Below are 18576 nucleotides of genomic sequence, written 5' to 3'. Positions count from 1 at the left end.
GCATGGGGCGCTGACCCAATGGCTGAGAGAGACTGGATCGCCAAATATTTTGCGCCGCTCGCCAGAGCGGGCGGGGCAGCTGGCTTGCGGGACGATCTTGCGCAGTTGGCCGACAGCAAGTCTCCGACGGTCATCACGGTTGATGCGTTGGTCGAGGGCGTGCATTTTCTCGCGTCTGATCCGGTGGCGTCCGTTGCCCAAAAGCTTGTGCGCGTGAACGTGTCCGATGTCTACGCCGCCGGAGCCTTGCCCTCTGAAGCTTTGCTCACGCTCGGATGGCCCAAGGAACGACCGGAATCCGACCTTGCTGAATTCGCATCTGCTCTTGGGGCAGAACTGGATGCATTCGATATCCACCTGATCGGCGGAGATACCGTGCGCAGCCCGGGTGGTCTTTTTCTGTCACTCACCATGACCGGGACTTGTCTTGGTGAAACACCTGTTCGGCGGATGGGCGCTGGGCCCGGCGAAGATGTCTGGGTCACAGGTCGTGTCGGTGCGGCGTATCTGGGCTTTGACGCGATCCAGAAAGGGGCGGTTGAAAGCGCCGAGGTTGAGGCGTATCGGGTGCCGCAGGTCCAACCGCTTGCCGCCGCGCATCTTGTCGCGCAGTTCGCGACGGCGGCGATGGATGTTTCCGACGGGCTGTTGGGGGATGCCGCGAGTCTCGCCAGCGCGTCCGAAATTGGCGTCCATATAGCACTTGAGTCCGTGCCCTTTGCGGGGAATGCAACCGATGTGGACGAAATGATCCGCCTGTCGACATGGGGAGACGACTATCAACTGCTCTTCACCTCAGAAAAAACGCGACGCGATGAAATCCTGGCGGATGCGGGCAGATCTGGCGTAGTTATTACGCTTATCGGCGAAACCCGACCCGAAGGAGGACTTTCCGTCACCCTGCGAAATTCGCCCATTAACCTCCCGGAAACTCTCGGCTTTGAGCATGGCTGAAGTGGGACTGGGCTGACTCGCCCCTGACGGGAGGCATATTGCCTATTTCCCGAGGGCCGGGCAGGCTGGTCACCTATAATAAACAGTGCATGATCAGGAATAACCTGGCGTCGAAGTTCTGTTTTAAGGGAAGGAAACGTAATCCATGTGGTATTATCTCGCTCTCGCGGCGGGGGTCTTGTCAGTCCTTTATGGCTGGCTCCAGATCAATTCGATCATGAAGGCCCCGGCTGGTGATGCGCGTATGCGCGAAATTGCTCAAGCGATCCAGGAAGGCGCAAATGCCTATCTTGGGCGCCAGTATCGTACAATTGCGATCGTCGGCGTCGTTGTCGTCGTTCTGTTACTTATTCTGTTCCGAAACTGGCAGGTGCCGCTCGGCTTCATCGTCGGCGCAGCGCTTTCCGGCGCGGCCGGGTTCATCGGCATGAAAGTGTCGGTGCAGGCAAACGTGCGCACAACTGAAGCGGCCAAGTCTGGCCTCAACGCAGGTCTGAAGTTGGCCTTCAAGTCAGGTGCCATCACGGGCATGCTGGTGGTTGGCCTCGCTCTTCTGGGCATCGTTGTCTATTACGGCTTGCTCACCATGGTCGTTGGACTGAATCTGGGCGTTGAAAGCGAGAAACGTCTCGTCATCGACTCGCTCGTGGCCCTTGGTTTTGGCGCGTCGCTGATCTCGATCTTTGCGCGTCTTGGTGGTGGTATCTTCACCAAGGGCGCGGACGTCGGCGGTGATATGGTCGGCAAGGTCGAAGCCGGCATTCCGGAAGATGATCCACGCAACGCTGCGACGATTGCAGACAATGTGGGAGACAATGTCGGCGACTGTGCCGGCATGGCGGCCGACCTGTTCGAGACCTATGCGGTCACGCTGGTGGCGACGATGGTGCTCGGTGCAATCTATTTCTCTGGCGCAACATACATCGTCGAAATCATGATGCTGCCGTTGGCGATTGCCGCCGTCTGTATCGTCACGTCGATTGTCGGCACCTATTTCGTGAACCTCGCACCCGGCAAGACGGATGTCATGTGGGCGCTCTACAAAGGCCTGATCGTGACGGGCGTGCTGTCCATTGGCGGCCTCGCAATAGCAATCGCAACGGTCTTGCCGAATGGTTTCGGCGTGCTCGACGATGCCGGCGAGCGGCTTGGCCTCGCCAATGACGTGTCCGGTTGGATGCTGTTTGGTTGCGGCGTGGTCGGCCTCGTGGTGACGGGACTGATCGTCGTGATCACGGCTTACTATACCGAAACCAAATATCGTCCGGTACGCTCCATCGCGCGGGCATCAGAGTCTGGCCACGGCACGAACGTGATCCAGGGCCTCGCTGTGTCGCTGGAATCGACGGCCCTTCCGGCCATCGTGATCATTGCGGGCATCATCCTGACGTTCAACCTCGCAGGCCTCTACGGCATTGCGATTGCCACCACGACCATGCTGGCGCTTGCCGGAATTATCGTGGCGCTCGACGCTTTTGGACCCGTTACGGACAATGCGGGCGGCATCGCCGAGATGGCGGAGCTTCCGTCGGAAGTTCGCGAGACAACGGACGCACTCGATGCGGTTGGTAACACCACGAAAGCTGTGACCAAGGGCTATGCCATTGGTTCGGCCGGGCTCGGCGCACTCGTTCTGTTCGCGGCCTATGCGGAAGATCTCAAATACTTCTCGGCGCGCGCCGTGGAAGGGGACTTCTTCTACAATGCAACGGCTGATTTCTCGATTGCGAACCCATATGTGGTGGTCGGCCTTCTGTTCGGTGGCCTGTTGCCATTCCTGTTCGGAGGCCTGTCCATGATGGCCGTCGGACGCGCTGCGCAAGCGGTGGTTGAGGAAGTTCGTCGACAATTCCGCGAAATGCCGGGCATCATGAAAGGCGAAGTGAAGCCTGATTATGGCCGGGCGGTCGATCTTCTGACGAAGGCCGCTATCCGGGAAATGATCGTCCCGTCACTCCTGCCAGTGTTGTCACCGATTGTCCTGTTCGGCGTGATCTTTGCGATTGCCGGCAAAGGCGCGGCCCTCGCGGCGGTTGGGGCGATGCTCCTTGGTGTGATTGTGACAGGCCTGTTCGTGGCCATCTCGATGACGTCCGGAGGCGGTGCCTGGGACAATGCGAAGAAGTATATCGAGGATGGTCATCACGGCGGAAAGGGCTCAGAAGCTCACAAGGCCGCTGTAACCGGAGACACGGTTGGCGATCCCTACAAGGATACTGCCGGTCCGGCCGTGAATCCGATGATCAAGATCACAAATATCGTGGCCTTGCTCATGCTCGCGGTCCTCGCAGGCCACTAGTTGAATGAATTTTTTATGGAAGGCCCCGGTGCGAAAGTGCCGGGGCCTTTGATTTTGTACCACTAATTCAATGCATAGAAAATATCGATACCGGAGTAGGCTTCTATTGATTGGTTCTATTCAAAATCATTGCGTAGCCTCAAGACTGTCGTCAAAGGACTGCGCCTACTCCGCGCTGATATTCTTTCGGCGACCGTGAAATCAGGAGGGTTGTTCCGGGAGGGACTGCTCTCAGGCCAGACCAATCCAGGGAGATGAATATGGACGGAAATGACGCAGCTCCAGAGGGCAAGTGCCCCGTAATGCATTCGCTGCGAGGGCGCGTAAACCGCGACTGGTGGCCCAACCAGCTAGACCTCAGCATCCTTCACCAGAACCCGCCGGTCGGTAATCCACTTGGCGAGACGTTCAAGTATTCCAAGGAATTCAAGAAACTCGACCTGAAGGCGATCAAACAGGACATCTTCGCGCTGATGACGGATTCCCAGGATTGGTGGCCTGCGGACTACGGCCATTATGGTCCGTTCTTCATCCGTATGGCCTGGCACAGCGCCGGTACATATCGCACAGGTGACGGCCGGGGTGGATCGACTTCCGGGTCGCAGCGCTTTGCGCCGCTGAACAGCTGGCCGGACAATGCCAATCTCGACAAGGCCCGCCGTTTGCTATGGCCGATCAAGAAGAAGTACGGCAACAAGATTTCCTGGGCCGATCTCATGATCCTTGCGGGCAATTGCGCCATTGAATCCATGGGCGGTAAAACGTTTGGGTTTGGCGGCGGCCGCGAAGACATTTTCGAGCCGGAGAAAGATATCTATTGGGGCACGGAAGAAGAGTGGTTGGCCACCAGCGATAAGCCCGGCAGCCGCTATAGCGGCGAGCGTGTGCTCGAGAACCCGCTCGCAGCCGTTCAAATGGGCCTCATCTACGTGAACCCCGAAGGCCCGGACGGCAATCCTGATCCGCTGGCTTCGGCAAAGGACATCCGTGAAACATTTGCCCGGATGGCCATGAACGACGAAGAAACTGTTGCGCTGACTGCTGGCGGTCACACATTTGGCAAGTGCCACGGTGCGGGTGACGCGGCGATGGTTGGTGCAGAGCCTGAAGGCGGCGACATCGCCGAACAAGGGCTTGGTTGGCAGAGCAAGTTCGGTATTGGCCATGGCGATGACACGATCACCAGCGGCATCGAAGGCGCATGGACGCCAAACCCGATCAAATGGGACAATGGCTATTTTGATATGCTGTTCGGCTATGAGTGGGAACTTGTGAAGAGCCCCGCTGGCGCGTTCCAATGGCAGCCAAAGGATGTAGACGAGGCGCACATGGCGCCAAAGGCTCACAATCCGTCCGAGAAGCAGATCACCATCATGACCACGGCCGACATGGCCATGCGGATGGATCCGGAATACGAGAAGATCTCTCGCAGGTTCCACGAAAATCCGGATCAGTTTGCAGACGCGTTCGCCCGCGCCTGGTACAAGCTGACCCATCGCGATATGGGGCCAGCCGTTCGGTACCTTGGTGAGGAAGTTCCAAGCGAAGAATTGCTCTGGCAGGACCCAATTCCGGCAGTTGACCATGAACTGGTGAACGCCAGTGACATTGCTGATCTCAAAGAGAAAATCTTGTCTTCGGGCTTGTCTGTGTCCGAACTGGTCTCGACGGCATGGGGCGCAGCTTCCACGTTCCGCGGCTCCGACAAGCGGGGCGGTGCGAATGGCGCCCGTATCCGCCTGGACCCGGCTAAGAACTGGGAAGTCAACGAACCTGAAAAGCTTGCCAAGGTTCTCGGTCTGCTCGAAAGCGTTCAGCGCGCTTTCAATTACGCCCAGACAGGCAAAAAGAAGGTGTCGATGGCCGACCTGATCGTGCTCGGCGGTTCTGCTGCCGTGGAGAAGGCCGCCAAGGATGCGGGCGTCAATGTTTCGGTACCGTTCACGCCGGGCCGTATGGATGCTTCGCAGGAGCAAACGGATGTTGAATCCTATGCCTTCCTCGAGCCGAAAGCCGATGGCTTCCGCAACTATCTTCAGGTCGAATTCTCGGTTCCGACTGAAGAATTGCTACTGGATCGGGCGCAGTTGCTGACTCTGACTGCACCAGAAATGACGGTTCTCGTCGGCGGCCTGCGTGTACTCGGCGCCAATCATGCTGATTCCAAGCATGGCGTCTTCACGGATCGCCCCGGCACGCTGTCGAACGACTTCTTTGTGAACCTGATGGACATGGGCGTCGCTTGGAAAGCAGCCACTGAGAAGCAGGATGTCTTCGAAGGACGTGATCGCAATACCGGAGAAGTGAAATGGACCGGCACGCGAGTTGATCTCGTCTTCGGTTCGAACTCACAACTGCGGGCCCTGTCGGAGACTTACGCCCAGGATGATGCGAAAGAAAAGTTCGTGCACGATTTTGTCGCGGCCTGGACGAAAATCATGGAAGCCGATCGGTTCGATCTTGAACGCGACTAGTTGGTTACAGATTGTCTAAAGCGCGGCGCTCCGGGAAACCGGGGCGCCGTTTTCTATTTGACGAGGGAGGCGGCCATCCGCCGGAATTCGTCCTGGCTGAGCGTCTCGGCACGGGCCGTCGGGTCAATGTCGAGGCTTTGGAGCCATTCCACCGCTTTGAGCCCATGACGCTTGGCAAGCGGTTTCAGGCCAGCTCGCAGCATCTTCCGCCTCTGTCCGAACGCCGCACCGGCCACTTCTTCCAGCTTGTCGAGATGGGGAAAGACTTTTTCCGGCGGCAACGGGTGCAGAACGGCTACGGCGCTGTCCACTTTCGGCGGGGGTCGGAACGCACCCGGCGGCAGCGTGAAGGCAATATGGGGATCGGTAACCGCATGGGTCAGGACGGCGAGGCGACCATATTGATCCGTATTCGGTTTGGCGCACACGCGCTCAGCCACTTCCTTTTGGAACATCAGGGCCATCTCGCCACGCCAGGGGCCTGACTTCAGCCAGGCTACGAGCAATGGCGTGCCAACATTGTAAGGAAGATTGGAGATCATCATGGCTGGTGTGGTGCCGCCAAGTTCTGCCAGCATTTCTTCCCAGCGAACTTTACGTGCGTCTTTCAGGATTACGTGGAGACGACCGCTTTTGGCTTCTGGCCATGATTGTAGTGCCTGGGCAAATCGCTCATCAGCCTCCACGGCGATGACCTTGGCGGCGCCATTGTCCAGCAAGGCGCGCGTGAGCCCGCCCGGACCTGGGCCAACCTCGATGACTGTCCGGCCTTCTATCGGTCCTGCGGCCAGTGCCGTTCGCTTCAAAATGTCCGGATCGAAAAGGAAATGCTGACCTAGCGCCTTGCGCGCAGTTGCCTGTGTCAGGCCTGGCGGCGTCTCGTCACGGCTCATGAAATTTTCTTTCGGTTATCAGCGATCATTCGGGCCTGGCGGATTGCGGCGATCAGGCTGTCAGGCCGAGCTGTGTCATTCGCGGCGGCATCATAGCCGGTGCCGTGATCGGGGCTGGTGCGTACAATGGGCAGGCCAATCGTCGTGTTGACGCCGCCCCACATGTCCAGCGTCTTGACCGGAATGAGCCCTTGATCGTGGGTCATGGCGATGATGGCATCGAACCGTCCGTCCAGAGATTCGGCGAACACTGTGTCAGCTGACCGCGCGTCTGACATGTCGATGCCGGCGGCGCGCAGGGCGCTGGCTGCAGGATTGATGATATCGACTTCCTCGCGCCCTATCGTACCGTTCTCGCCAGCGTGTGGGTTCAATCCGGTGAAGGCGAGGCGGGGCGAGGCAATGCCGAAGTCCGCACGCATTGACTCCGCCACAATTTCTCCAAGTGTGGCGAGGTCTTTGGTGTTCAGATGACTGAACACATCTTTCAGAGCGACATGAATGGTTGCGAGTGCGACGCGCAGACCACCTCCGGTCAACAGCATGACCGGTAGGTACGAAGTCTGAGAGCCTTCCGCGCACAGCGCGGCCACGAATTCTGTATGGCCCGGATGACGAAAGCCCGTCCCATAGAGCAGCGCCTTGTTGATTGGATTGGTGACCATGCCGTCTGCAGAGCGATCAAGGCACAAGGTGGTGGCCAGTTCGATGGATTTGATGATGGATGCGGCGGCGCGGTCGTCTGCCTGTCCAGGCTGGATGTCCGGTACCTCTTCCAACGGAATGACGGGTAGCGCATGAGCGAATATCTCTTGTGCGTCTGCCGGGCTGGAAATTTCCTGCACCGGAATGTCCCGAGCATACAAACGTGGCGCGCCAATCACGAAGAAACAGCAAGACGGATCATGCTTTAGCGCGTTCCACGCCGACACTGTGATCGGCGGGCCCACACCCGCAGGGTCGCCCATTGTCAATGCGAGTGGAGTTTGGCTTTTATCGGTCACTCAGGGGGTCTTCATCCAAACAGCCCGCCATGCAAGGCCTAGCGATAGATAATCGTCGCTTCGCGGCGCATGTCGCGCAGCTCTCGCTCCGAAATCATGCTGAGTTCCTGATCTTTCAGGCGGCTCTTGAGGTCATCGCGCGATGGCAGGGCTTCGGCACCATCCTCACGGCGGCAGACATACATGACTGCAAGGCCGCTACCGGCGGCAAAGATTTCTGTGGGCTGGCCAACGTCTGCCGCAAGCACGAGGTCCTTGCCCTCAGTGCCCAGCTCGTCGACGTTTATGTCTGTCAGGTCAGCATGCCGCAAGTTCGATTTCGAATTGGAAACGCTTTGAACATCATCACAGCTGGAGATGGCTTCCATGGCTTCTGTGAGGACGGCTTCATCGCCATCTGTCACTTGCAGGCGAATAAGGTCGACCTTGGTTGTCAGTTTGGCTGGCTCACGTTTGCTGGCAATATTCAGAATGTAAATTCCATTTTCGACTGCGAGCGGACCGACGATGCCGGGTCCAGCTGAGTCTTCGACGGCTTGTGCGAGCACAGGGTCAAGGTCACCTATTGTGATCCACCCCATATCTCCCCCTGTGGCCGAAGTTGGCGCAGAAGAGATACGCTGTGCCGCTATGCGAAAATCGGCGCCTTGATTCAACTGCTCGATAATCGAACTGGAGGCTTGCAGGGCTTGATCCTTGGTTTCCGGATCCGGTGCGTAGAGAAAGATTTCGGAAACACGATACTGGGTCTGCTGCAGGGAGCTGCGCACGCGGTTAAGCTGGTCTTCCACCTGGTTGTCCGAAATGCGGATACGTGAGCCGTACAATCCGCTCATCACGCGGCTCCAGGCGATCTCGGCACGCATCTGCTCTTCAAGACTGGTGGGGTTCACGCCAGCCGCCAGCAATTGTTGCTTCAGCTGATCACCCGTTGCGCCGGACTGGCGCGCCATGTCGTCTACGGCCCCGTTGATCTCTTCCGGCGCAATTTCCATTTCGAATTCGGCGGCTTTCTCCAGCTGGAGGCGCTCATCGATCAGCTGTTCAAGAGCCTGACCTGTGATCTGCTGAATCTGTTCCTGGGACGGCTGCTGACCACCGAGGCTGAGCAGCAGTAGTCGTGCGCGCTGGCGAACATCTGAATAGGAAATAGGTTGGTCATTTACGATGGCGGCGACACCTTCCAGCGCCAACCGTTCTGGTGCGCTTGCTTCCTGCGCTGCTGCAACAAGGCCAACAGGCATGGCTGCAAGAAGGACAGCTGCGAAAATCTGACGAACCATGAATGGCCTCCATTGAGTGCCCAGCCGGGCCCCGTGGCAATTATACTGCCGGACCATACAAGTCCTGCAATCGCGCGCAACGCATCAGGGCAGTCATCCCTGAATTCTTACGGAAATTTAGGATATGACATCGGGCAATATCGCGCCCTCATACCCCGAATCAATCGAACTCGCTGGAGCCGAAGTCGCCGATGGTCTTGAGCGAGAATCGAATCTGGATGTTTTCTTCCGGTCCCAGCGTACGATCCTGCAATTCCGACCGCATATAGACCAGTTCAAACCGCGAGCACTCATCTTCGAAGGCGATGCCGTATTCCTGCCGAGCATTCAAATTGGATTGGATATCTCTCAATTGACCGAAGAAGACCGAGTACTGGCTGGTCACCTTGATGTCGCCGCGTAGCAATACGCCTTCGTCTCCACCGCCCACGATTGCGATCCGCTCGTCAACTTTGTAGTACTGCGCAATAGCGCGGAACCGTTTGTAAGATGAAGATAATTTCGCGTCGATCCTATTCAGGCTGAACCCGTCTTCATCCAGGCGAGCTCGTGCATCCACACGTAACAATTCGCCCAGATCTGCCGTCGTAGCGATGATCCAATCCGATGATGTCCCATCAAGATTGCTCACCGGATCAAACGCATTATCTGGTCTGGACCGCCATCGTTTACCGACCGTTGCGCTGAGGCTGGGACCGCTTTTCCAAACCGCGCGAGTAGTGATCCCCGCCGCGAGCTTTCCATCCCCTTCATAGAGATCGAAGGCACCAAAGCCGTTGGCATCGAACAGCGAGGCTTCGTCGGCCTCGTAAAGCAGGCTGTCTTCGTTCGGGATGGCGTCATCATTGACGTTGGAGAGGCCCCACGCCGCCATGACCGCCGGTTCGACCATGATATCAATGACTTTCCCGGGCCGGATCATGGGATAAGCCAGCTTGCCCCCGATATTGCCAACGGCGCGGGAGACGCTTTCCTCACCGGAAACGTCTTCGTCCAAACCGTAATAATCGGCACGAACTTCGGCAAATTGCTCGAATGTGAAGCCGCCCGGCAAGATGTTGAGATCGGTCCAGTCCGCGCCAACGCTGACCCGGTGACTGTCTTCCCCCAAATCCCGACTAAGGATGGCACTCGACGCGTTGACGCTGGCAAAGCCCATATTGCCAAGGTCCCAATACTTCTCGCCATAGAACACAGGTAGGGCGGTGGGCAATTCGCCATCGTCGTCATTCTCGCGCAGTCCCTGGAACTTCAACAGGGCGACGTCAGTGTAATAGTCGTCGCCCTGGCCGATGGCGAACAATTGCGTCAGGAGGCGGCGGGGCTGGCTGGCATAGAGGCCGCGCTGTTCATCTTGCCCGTCCAGATCGTATCGGCGATCATAGAGGTCATCTGTCTGATGCTCGACACCAAAGCCCCATTTCCATTGGTTGTTGATAGCAAACAGACCGCTTCCATAAACGTGTCCGCGTAGTTTTTCTTCTCCGAAAAGTTCGCCGTCACTGTCGAAATTCTGTTCGCTGGTAAAACTCGTATTGATGTTGATCGCGCCAGAATAGAATTTCTTGCGGTAATCAAGTTCCAGCATGGGGTTCACATTTTGCGTGACCATGGGCGAGATCGTCAGCTCGGACGAATCCGAAATGGCCCAGTAATAGGGCTGTTGGTAGAACCAGCCGAGTTTGGACGAGTTACCGGCAGAGGGGATCAAGAGACCCGACCGTCGGTCAGATGACGGATCGGGGTGAGCCAGAAACGGAAAATAAAACACAGGAATGCCGGCGACTTCGATCACGGCATCGCGATACGAGATCATCTGGCTTTCCTGGTCAAGGACAGCCCGGCGGGCGCGGACGGACCAAGTGGGTGTCTTGTCCTCTTCGCAGACCGGGCAAGCGGTATACACCACCTGGTCCAGCGCGTTCACGCCATTTGACTGCCGGATCGCAGAATTGGCGGCGACCGTTGCGCCCTGATCCAGCCGCGCTGAAAAGCCGATTGCATAGCCGTCTTCCAGGTTGGAATTGACCTCGATTTCGTCTGCAAATTGCTGGCTGCCGGTTTCATCGATGATAATGACATTGCCACTGGCCCGGACTTTCTCGGTCGTGCGGTCGTAGACGATCTTGTCAGCGCGCAGGATGCGGCCCTGATACAGCGCCTCAACATTGCCCTCGGCAACAAGTTTGTTCTCATCTCGAACTTCGTAAACATAGTCGGCTTCGAGAACGACCCGCTCATCCTGCTCGGCTGGTTGCGGAGCGCCCGTGTTTTCCTGGGCGATGGCGTACCAAGGAAGAGAAGCCGCCAGTCCAAGTGCAGCTGCAACATGATGCCATTTTGCCAAAACGCGTACCCTTACAGCTGTTTTCGGGCGTCGAACCGAACGCGCGCCGCGTTCCGCCTACACTCATTTCCTTTTGGAGGCTTAGAGAGGAAGGCGGGAATCGTCCAGCCATGAGACCATTCCGGCTGATTTTTCATGTTTCTGCCGATGCACTGACAGCACAGCTCGGTTCAAACCGCGCGGGATGCCAGACCACCGGGAAGGGTGATTGCCTCACCAGCAATCTCCAGTTCCATCAAGGCTGCGGCGCATTGGGCCGGTGTAGCCCCGGCTGCTCTTGCGATTTCATCGAGGGGCATGGGATGGGGCGACAAAGCTTGCTGGATTCGCTCAATCAAGTCGGTTGGCAAATCATGCTCTGGCGATCCTTCGAACAACTCTCTGGGCGCGGACACGCCTGAAAAGGAAAGACTTTCCAAAACTTCCAGAACGTCGTCGGCATGACGCACGAGTGTCGCGCCTTGCCGGATCAAATGGTTTGTCCCGGCTGATCTGGGATCTAGCGGTGAGCCGGGCACCGCCATGACATCACGGCCTTGCTCTGCCCCCATTCGAGCCGAAATCAGGGAGCCAGACCTTTCGGCGGCCTCCACAACGACCACCCCTCGCGACAAGCCGGTGATGATGCGGTTGCGTCGCGGAAAATCCTTTGCTGTGGCGCGATATCCGAACGGACTTTCAGATACGATGAGCCCTTGCGCCGCGATTTCGGCATAGAGTCGGTCATGCTGGGGCGGGTAGACATGGTCCACCGCACCGCCCAGCACAGCAATGGTGCCAGTGCCCAGGCTGGCGGCATGTGCCTCGCCATCTATGCCCAAGGCGAGACCGGAAACCGTAGCATACCCGGCGCCGCCAAGCGCGGAAGCCATATCGCGGGCGAGCTTTCGTCCGGCGGCGGATGCATTCCGCGCGCCGACGATGGCCACTGTGGGTTTGGCGGCCAGATCGAGTTTGCCGAGCGCTGTCAGGACGGGCGGCGGGGGATCGAGTGCCTTAAGCAAGGGCGGATAAGCGGGTTCGCAGCTTGCGATTATGTGTGCGCCATACTTCCGGGTCCGGTCCAGCTCATGCTTGATATCGGAGACATCCGGGGGGACGAGTTCACGGCCTCTGCGGCTCTTCCGGGTCAACTCCGGTAGACCGTCCAACGCTGCGCCCGCTGATTTGAACTTGCGTATCAGCTGGAAGAAAGTGACCGGGCCGATATTCGGGGTGCGCGCGAGCCTCACCCAATCCAGGCGTTCTGCATCATTGAGCGCGCGCGCCGGACTCATGTGGTCGGGTCTACCGTTTTCTTGGAGCCGAACTTGGGCTCCTCACCCTTCAATAGGCGGCTCAGATTGGCGCGGTGAGTCCAGAACACGAAGAGCGACAACAGCGCGAGCCCGCCAATGATGAACATGTTCCGTTCGCCCAGCAGCCATGCGCCGGGCGGCACCAATGTCGCAGCGGTCAACGCGGCGAGAGAAGAAATGCGGGTAATTGCAAACAGGCCGAGCCAAACCGGTGCGGCGATATAGAAACCGGGCAGGGACACGAATGGCAGCAGTCCCGCATAGGTCGCGACCCCCTTACCACCCTTGAATCCGAGCCATATGGGGTAGCAATGGCCGACAAAGGCGAATGCGCCGGCCACGAAGCCGACTTCCCTGCTGGCCAGCATGCCAAATGCTAGCGCCAATAGGCCTGCCTTCAGACTATCGAGAAGCAGCGTCGCAAGCGCGAGGTCTTTGCGGCCCGTACGCAACACGTTTGTTGCTCCGATATTGCCGGAGCCAATGGATCGGATATCGCCAAGACCTGCAGCGCGGGTGATGAGCAAGCCAAACGGGATCGAACCGGCGAGATAGCCGCAAAGTGCGGCCAAGGGGAATGCCAGCTCAGCTGTCATGTCGATCTCCTCAATTCCCAATTGAAAATTCTACGAATGGAACCGGCGGTGGGCAAGGCCAGTCTGGGCTATCGCTCAAAAACCTGCACTCCACCCACAAATGTCCGCAGCACACGGCCTTGCAGGCGCCGCCCATCAAAAGGCGAATTGGTTGATCTGGAAAGAAGGTGTTCACGTTCACAGAGCCAAGGCTTGTTTGGATCAAACAGAATGACATCTGCAGGCGCCCCTTCAGCCAGTCGCCCTTCAGGCAACCCGATAATGTCCGCCGGCTTGGAGGTAATCGGCGCGAGCGCTTCAAGCAGGGTGAGCGGGCCATCATGAACAAGGCTGAGTAGTGCCGAAAGCGTGGTCTCGAGGCCTGCCGCGCCAAAGCTCGCCTCACCAAATGGCAGGCGCTTTTCTTCCGGGGGTTGCGGGTCGTGTGCGGACACCACGGAATCGATTTCGCCTGCCTTCAACGCAGCAATCATGGCCTGACGTGTGTCCTCGTCCCTGAAGGGCGGATTGACCTTGCAATAGGTCAGGTAGTCGCCAACGTCGATCTCGTTGAAGAAAAGCGAATGTGCGGCGATGGTCGTGAAGACGTTGGCGCCCCGGGCGCGGGAATCTGAGACCAGTTCCAGTGTGCGGGGGGTGGATACTTGATCAAGGATCAGGGTGCAGCCAGTTGCTTCCGCAAGCATCAGGTCGCGCGCCGCGCCGATCCACTCAGCTTCTTTTGGAATTCCGGCGAGACCCTTGCGGGCGGCGAAGGCCCCGGCATTCATCACGCCAGAGCCCTTCAACGCGCTATCATCCGGGCGAGACATGACGATGGCACCGCGACTGGCCGCATAAGTCATCGCGCGTTTGAGTATGGAGGGATTTGAGATGGGCGCATCACCATTGGTGAAAAGGACCGCGCCAGCATCCGCCATCATGCCTATCTCGGCCATGGCGTGACCTTCCAAGCCTACGGTGAGTGCGCCGGCGGCGTATATGCGGGCTTTCGCGCTGACTTTGGCACGATCTGAAATATAACGGACCAGTGCGACGTCATCCACGACTGGCTTGGTGTCCGGCATGACGACGAGACTGGTCACACCGCCCGCAACGGCGGCTCGAGATGCTGTTGCGAGCGTCTCCTTTTGCTCGTCGCCTGGCTCACCCGTTTTCACACGCAGATCAATTAGGCCCGGTGCGAGACAAAGTCCGCCTGCGTCGATGACTTCATTTGCATTGCCAACGGCGCCCGTAGCGCCTGGCGAAATTGCGGTAATGAAACCATCCTCGATCAGGATGCCGCCGATTTCATCCAGTCCGGATGCCGGATCCAATAGGCGCGCGTTGAAGATGGACAGGCTCATGGGCGGCCTCCTGCCAGCAAATGGAGCACGGCCTCTCGCACAGCGACGCCCATTTCCACCTGTTCTGTAATCACCGAGCGCTCACCATCAGCAATGGCACTTTCGATCTCGATGCCGCGATTCATCGGGCCGGGATGCATGACAATCGCGTCGTCCTTTGCTAGCGCAAGCCGTTCCTGTGTCAGGCCGAAATAGCGGAAGTATTCGCGGCGGCTCGGCAGATACGCGCCATCCATGCGCTCGAGTTGGAGGCGCAGCATCATCACGACGTCTGCGCCTTGAAGGGCTCTGTCGAAGTCGGATGTGGCTGAGGCGGCACCCCAGGTTTCCGTGCCCGATGGCATGAGTGTTCGCGGTGCGCACAGGTGTACTTCGGCGCCCAGCAGGTGCAGCGCCATCGTCGTAGAGCGCGCGACGCGCGAATGGACAATGTCGCCGCAGATGACGACTTTGAGCCCTTCGATCCGGCCCTTGTTGCGGCGGATGGTCAGCGTGTCGAGCAGGCCCTGAGTCGGGTGTTCATGCGTGCCGTCCCCGGCATTGATCACGGCGCAATCGACCTTGCGGGAGAGCAGCTTTGCGCCGCCCGAGGCCGAGTGCCTGACCACCAACACGTCCGGTTTCATGGCGTTCAGGGTCATTGCTGTGTCGATCAGTGTCTCACCCTTCTTCACGGAAGACTGTGCTACTGGCATCGATACGACGTCGGCGCCCAATCGGCGGGCGGCAATCTCGAAACTGCTCATCGTCCGAGTGGAATTTTCAAAGAACAGGTTCACGACTGTCTTTCCAGACAAGACCGGATCTGCCCGCTGGCCCGTCCGTGTCGCTTCGGCATAGTCGTTTGCCAGATCGAGAATATGAGTGAGATCGAGCGGGTGAAGGCCATCAATGCCCAGCAAATGCTCGTGGTCGAAGGAGTAGTGATATGCCGCCTTGCTCATGGAGGCCCTTTCGATTTTTGGCGGTTTAGGCGCGTTTCGGAGTTGGGGCAAGAGGCTCAGAGCGTGAGAAGCAGATACAGTATGGGGATCGTGACCATGGCGAGCACTGTTTCAACGGCGATCAGATTGGCCGAGAGTGCCGCATCGCCCCCCAGTTCCTTGGCGAGGATATATGAGCTGGTCGCTGTCGGGGTCGCGGCGCAGATCAGTGCGATGACAAGCGGTGTACCGGTTACGCCGAGCAGGAGGCAGAAGCCTACCGCGAAGGCTGGCAGGCCCAGCAGCCTGACGAGCGACCATGTAAGTGTGCGGGAGCCGGCGCGCTTCAGGGCGGACAGATCGACGCCCGCGCCAGCAGAGAGCAGGCCGAGGGCAAGGGCCGCGTCACCCAGGATGCGGAGGCTGTCATCGAGCAGACGGGGCAGCGTGACGCTAGCGCCCGCCAGTGCCAATCCTCCAATGCACGCGATGACGATCGGATTCTTGAACAATGCCATAAACGGATTGGGCTTTGGTCCGTGCGGAGTATCCGCGTGTGCGATCAGCGCGTAGACTGATAGAATGTTGGCGGTGGGAATCATCACGGCGGCGGCGATGGTGACGAGCGCGAGGCCCTCTTCACCGAACAGGAGGCTGCCGATGGACAGGCCGATCATCGTATTCCAGCGAACATTGGATTGGATGACAGAGCCGACGGCCGGGCCAGGCATATTGGGCAGGAAGCGGGCGAGCCATCCTATGCCACCGAGGGCGAACTGCGCGAAGATCAGCGCGGCAGCGAGTCCCCAGGGCGCTTCTTCGAATGGTGCATTGGCCAAGGTGCGAAGGATGAGCGCCGGGAAGAGCACCACATAGGAAAGGCGTTCGATGGCGCGCCAGCTATCGGTCGGAATCCAATTGCGGACAGACAGGACATGGCCGAGCGTGACGATCGCGATGACGGGCAGGAGGGCGTAGAGAAACCCTGACATCAGGTTCGAGCCAGTCTTTGAAGGGCGTCATTCAGGATTACCGCAGCAGCTGAGGCATCGATTCGCTCGGCGCGTCGTTTCCTCGAAAGGTCAGCCTCGATCATCGCATTTTCGGCTTCTACTGTTGAGAGCCGTTCATCCTGAAACAGGATTGGCACGTCGCGGCGTTTCATGATGTGCCAGGCCAGCGCGCGGACAGATTGTGCGCGTGGGCCTTCGGACCCGTCCATGTTAAGCGGAAGTCCCATGACAATGCCGACAGCCACGCGATCATCATAGAGGTGGAACAAGCGATCAAGGACAGGGGCCAGCTTCTTGCCGCGTGGAATGGTCTCGACCGGGCTCGCCAGCATCCGCAGGCCATCCGCCGACGCGATACCGAGCGTCTTCGTCCCGGGATCAATGCCGATCAGGGCGCCGGTTTTCGGGAAATGGTCAGGATCAGTTATGGGCATGAATAGCCCACATAGCGCCTTGATGCCGTGTTGCCTATGGCGTATTCGGGCGGTTCATTTTCACGCGTTGGAGTTCGCTCATGTCTGTTACCAAGGATGATGTCCGCAAGGTTGCCCGCCTGTCGCGCATTGCCGTCAGCGAACAGCATGTCGGGGAACTGGTTGGGGAATTGAATGGCATCCTCAGCTGGATCGACCAGTTGAACGAGGTTGATATTGACGGCGTGGAACCGATGACCTCCGTGGTTGAGACGACGCTGCCCATGCGTGAAGATGTCGTCACAGATGGCGATATCCAGGATCAGGTTCTGGCAAACGCACCGCGCACCGAAGATGGTTTCTTCGTTGTGCCCAAGGCCGTGGAATAAGCCAGCCGCCGCAGTGCCATCGTGCCATAAGTGCTGTACAACGCGCTTATGGAACGGCTGACAGTTCTCTACAACAGTGTGTGTCCTGTCTGTCGGGAGGGAATTTGCCATTTCGAACGGCGAACCCGAACAGGTTCAGACCTTGTCGATTATGTAGATGTTTCTCAAACACCTGATCGTTTTCGCGATCGGGGCATTTCCCTTAACGACGTTCGCCTGAAACTGCATGCTGTCTTGCCGGATGGTCACGCGGTTAAAGGATGGCCAGCGGTCGCTGAGATATGGCAGCGGACGCCCGGCTATGGATGGTTGGCCTGGCTGGGCAATCTGCCTGGGCTGAATCTGGTATCCCGCAGCCTGTATCATGTGACCGCCCACCTTCTGTGGCGCTGGAATCGGATGTCTGGCCGCTGGTAGCGATCAGATAATCTGGTCAGCGAATTCTTCGTAGTCGATCAGGATTTCTGCATCGGCAAGGATGGGGGTGCGGGCACTTAGCGTCACAGTTTGTGCAGCCGGGTCGACGGTAAAATCCGCATTGGCTTCGACACTGTGATTGCACATCGAGATCAGGCCGAATGCGACCGCGGCGCGCATTTTTCCTTGTTCATTTTCATCCACGTAGAAGACGTAATGATGGATCTGGGTGCCGCGAATGGCGGCGGTGTCATCCTGGCTGAGGACCAGGAGGGGATAGGTTGCGATCAGGTCGCCCGCTTCAAAGGAAACGGCCGCGAACAGGCCACGACCGTGAAAGGGAGATTGGCGAACCTCAACGGGTGAGGCGTATCCGGTTTTTTCCATAGGCATGATTACCACATGCCGAAGCCGCCGCCATCAGGATTCAGCGTCTTCCTCGCCAGATTCTTCTTCGGATTCTTCCGCCTTTGCCTCTGGGTCCCATGCATAGATTCCATTCACCAGGCATCTTTGCTTGGAAAAGGGCGTGGTCTCTGCGAAATCAGAAATGGAGTCGGACACGATTAGCGCGTCATGCTTTCGCAAGCAGCTGCCGGTCGCGTCCATTCCGATCCGCATTGCATCATCCAGCGGCGTACACGCGCCAAACACTTCAATCAGGAAATGGTCGCGCCCGTCACGCACCACAACTGTGTCCCGTGTTGTTTCGCCAAAACCATCAATGGTGGATGCAAAGCAGATGCTGCTCACCTCTTCGCCCAGTCGTGGATCGTCGGCATAGCGCTCGACGCCGCGTGGTCGGTCCTCTTGTGTCTCTGAAGTGGCGCAGGCCGCCAGGATAACGGGGGCAGCAAGGCTGAGCATGAGGGTACGCATGATGGGTCTCCGTTGAATTTGGCGTTGGAACCGAGCCTGCGCCAC

At 58.3% G+C, this 18576-nt stretch carries 17 protein-coding genes; 5 read left to right on the top strand and 12 right to left on the bottom strand.

Translation table 11 applies throughout. The features are described from left to right. Positions 1-18: 18 nt before the first annotated feature. The 3 genes from thiL (at position 19) to katG (ending at position 5727) form a co-directional block, all read left to right on the top strand. Positions 19-954, top strand: a complete 936-nt coding sequence (gene thiL / locus B2344_RS13405; RefSeq protein WP_290485386.1) for a thiamine-phosphate kinase — start codon at positions 19-21, stop codon at positions 952-954. A gap of 145 nt (positions 955-1099) precedes the next feature. Beyond that, a complete protein-coding gene (locus B2344_RS13400; protein WP_206993023.1) occupies positions 1100-3253 on the top strand; it encodes a sodium-translocating pyrophosphatase in 2154 nt (717 codons plus the stop codon). 260 nt (positions 3254-3513) lie between these two features. Then, the gene (katG, locus tag B2344_RS13395; RefSeq protein ID WP_290485385.1) at positions 3514-5727 is read left to right on the top strand and encodes a catalase/peroxidase HPI; all 2214 of its coding nucleotides are present in this window, start codon (positions 3514-3516) and stop codon (positions 5725-5727) included. A 53-nt stretch (positions 5728-5780) separates the two neighbouring features. Here the strand turns inward: katG and rsmA are convergent, their stop codons facing one another. The 10 genes from rsmA to ruvX form a co-directional block, all read right to left on the bottom strand. Then, positions 5781-6620 (bottom strand): 16S rRNA (adenine(1518)-N(6)/adenine(1519)-N(6))-dimethyltransferase RsmA, encoded by an 840-nt coding sequence (rsmA, locus tag B2344_RS13390; protein WP_206993025.1) that lies wholly within the window; start codon positions 6618-6620, stop codon positions 5781-5783. Next, a complete protein-coding gene (gene pdxA, locus B2344_RS13385; protein WP_290482983.1) occupies positions 6617-7624 on the bottom strand; it encodes a 4-hydroxythreonine-4-phosphate dehydrogenase PdxA in 1008 nt (335 codons plus the stop codon). The genes rsmA and pdxA overlap by 4 nt, the downstream gene beginning before the upstream one ends. A gap of 38 nt (positions 7625-7662) precedes the next feature. Beyond that, positions 7663-8907 carry a peptidylprolyl isomerase gene (locus B2344_RS13380; RefSeq protein ID WP_206993026.1) on the bottom strand — a complete coding sequence of 415 codons (1245 nt, stop codon included), beginning with the start codon at positions 8905-8907 and terminating at the stop codon, positions 7663-7665. 160 nt (positions 8908-9067) lie between these two features. Then, positions 9068-11254, bottom strand: a complete 2187-nt coding sequence (locus tag B2344_RS13375) for an LPS-assembly protein LptD (protein WP_206993027.1) — start codon at positions 11252-11254, stop codon at positions 9068-9070. Positions 11255-11424: 170 nt separating this feature from the next. After that, positions 11425-12531: a DNA-processing protein DprA gene (dprA, locus tag B2344_RS13370; RefSeq protein WP_290482984.1), complete on the bottom strand. Its 1107-nt coding sequence runs from the start codon at positions 12529-12531 to the stop codon at positions 11425-11427. Beyond that, on the bottom strand, positions 12528-13148 hold the full coding sequence (plsY, locus tag B2344_RS13365) for a glycerol-3-phosphate 1-O-acyltransferase PlsY (RefSeq protein ID WP_290479144.1): 621 nt from the start codon (positions 13146-13148) through the stop codon (positions 12528-12530). The genes dprA and plsY overlap by 4 nt, the downstream gene beginning before the upstream one ends. Before the next feature lie 68 nt (positions 13149-13216). After that, complete coding sequence (gene pyrC / locus B2344_RS13360; RefSeq protein WP_290485384.1) at positions 13217-14497, bottom strand: dihydroorotase; 1281 nt, start codon at positions 14495-14497, stop codon at positions 13217-13219. Continuing rightward, on the bottom strand, positions 14494-15441 hold the full coding sequence (locus B2344_RS13355; RefSeq protein ID WP_290479142.1) for an aspartate carbamoyltransferase catalytic subunit: 948 nt from the start codon (positions 15439-15441) through the stop codon (positions 14494-14496). Before B2344_RS13355 ends, pyrC begins: the two co-directional genes overlap by 4 nt. Before the next feature lie 56 nt (positions 15442-15497). Continuing rightward, complete coding sequence (locus B2344_RS13350; RefSeq protein ID WP_290485383.1) at positions 15498-16412, bottom strand: AEC family transporter; 915 nt, start codon at positions 16410-16412, stop codon at positions 15498-15500. Next, positions 16412-16867: a Holliday junction resolvase RuvX gene (ruvX, locus tag B2344_RS13345; RefSeq protein WP_206993033.1), complete on the bottom strand. Its 456-nt coding sequence runs from the start codon at positions 16865-16867 to the stop codon at positions 16412-16414. Before ruvX ends, B2344_RS13350 begins: the two co-directional genes overlap by 1 nt. Positions 16868-16947: 80 nt before the next feature. On the opposite strand from ruvX, the gene gatC reads away from it, so the two are divergent. Then, entirely contained in the window at positions 16948-17235 is a 288-nt protein-coding gene (gatC, locus tag B2344_RS13340) for an Asp-tRNA(Asn)/Glu-tRNA(Gln) amidotransferase subunit GatC (RefSeq protein WP_206993034.1), read from the top strand. A 48-nt stretch (positions 17236-17283) separates the two neighbouring features. Further along, positions 17284-17652 (top strand): thiol-disulfide oxidoreductase DCC family protein, encoded by a 369-nt coding sequence (locus tag B2344_RS16035; RefSeq protein WP_414651738.1) that lies wholly within the window; start codon positions 17284-17286, stop codon positions 17650-17652. Between the two features lie 3 nt (positions 17653-17655). Here B2344_RS16035 and B2344_RS13335 read toward each other — a convergent pair whose 3' ends face one another. Together B2344_RS13335 and B2344_RS13330 are read right to left on the bottom strand one after the other, a co-directional pair. Next, positions 17656-18045, bottom strand: a complete 390-nt coding sequence (locus B2344_RS13335) for an SET domain-containing protein (protein ID WP_206993036.1) — start codon at positions 18043-18045, stop codon at positions 17656-17658. Between the two features lie 27 nt (positions 18046-18072). Continuing rightward, entirely contained in the window at positions 18073-18531 is a 459-nt protein-coding gene (locus tag B2344_RS13330) for a DUF6491 family protein (protein WP_290482987.1), read from the bottom strand. Positions 18532-18576: the final 45 nt, after the last annotated feature.

It is taken from the genome of Hyphomonas sp. UBA3195 (assembly GCF_002366485.1).
GTDB lineage: Bacteria > Pseudomonadota > Alphaproteobacteria > Caulobacterales > Hyphomonadaceae > Hyphomonas.
This window is presented reverse-complemented; position numbering and strand designations above follow the sequence as displayed.

Excerpts from the sequence above, each read along its gene's own strand:
- thiL (WP_290485386.1), top strand. The coding sequence starts at position 19 with ATGGCTGAGAGAGACTGGATCGCCAAATATTTTGCGCCGCTCGCCAGA.
- B2344_RS13400 (WP_206993023.1), top strand. The coding sequence starts at position 1,100 with ATGTGGTATTATCTCGCTCTCGCGGCGGGGGTCTTGTCAGTCCTTTAT.
- katG (WP_290485385.1), top strand. The coding sequence starts at position 3,514 with ATGGACGGAAATGACGCAGCTCCAGAGGGCAAGTGCCCCGTAATGCAT.
- rsmA (WP_206993025.1), bottom strand. The coding sequence starts at position 6,620 with ATGAGCCGTGACGAGACGCCGCCAGGCCTGACACAGGCAACTGCGCGC.
- B2344_RS13380 (WP_206993026.1), bottom strand. The coding sequence starts at position 8,907 with ATGGTTCGTCAGATTTTCGCAGCTGTCCTTCTTGCAGCCATGCCTGTT.
- dprA (WP_290482984.1), bottom strand. The coding sequence starts at position 12,531 with ATGAGTCCGGCGCGCGCGCTCAATGATGCAGAACGCCTGGATTGGGTG.
- plsY (WP_290479144.1), bottom strand. The coding sequence starts at position 13,148 with ATGACAGCTGAGCTGGCATTCCCCTTGGCCGCACTTTGCGGCTATCTC.
- pyrC (WP_290485384.1), bottom strand. The coding sequence starts at position 14,497 with ATGAGCCTGTCCATCTTCAACGCGCGCCTATTGGATCCGGCATCCGGA.
- B2344_RS13355 (WP_290479142.1), bottom strand. The coding sequence starts at position 15,441 with ATGAGCAAGGCGGCATATCACTACTCCTTCGACCACGAGCATTTGCTG.
- B2344_RS13350 (WP_290485383.1), bottom strand. The coding sequence starts at position 16,412 with ATGTCAGGGTTTCTCTACGCCCTCCTGCCCGTCATCGCGATCGTCACG.
- ruvX (WP_206993033.1), bottom strand. The coding sequence starts at position 16,867 with ATGCCCATAACTGATCCTGACCATTTCCCGAAAACCGGCGCCCTGATC.
- gatC (WP_206993034.1), top strand. The coding sequence starts at position 16,948 with ATGTCTGTTACCAAGGATGATGTCCGCAAGGTTGCCCGCCTGTCGCGC.
- B2344_RS16035 (WP_414651738.1), top strand. The coding sequence starts at position 17,284 with ATGGAACGGCTGACAGTTCTCTACAACAGTGTGTGTCCTGTCTGTCGG.
- B2344_RS13335 (WP_206993036.1), bottom strand. The coding sequence starts at position 18,045 with ATGCCTATGGAAAAAACCGGATACGCCTCACCCGTTGAGGTTCGCCAA.
- B2344_RS13330 (WP_290482987.1), bottom strand. The coding sequence starts at position 18,531 with ATGCGTACCCTCATGCTCAGCCTTGCTGCCCCCGTTATCCTGGCGGCC.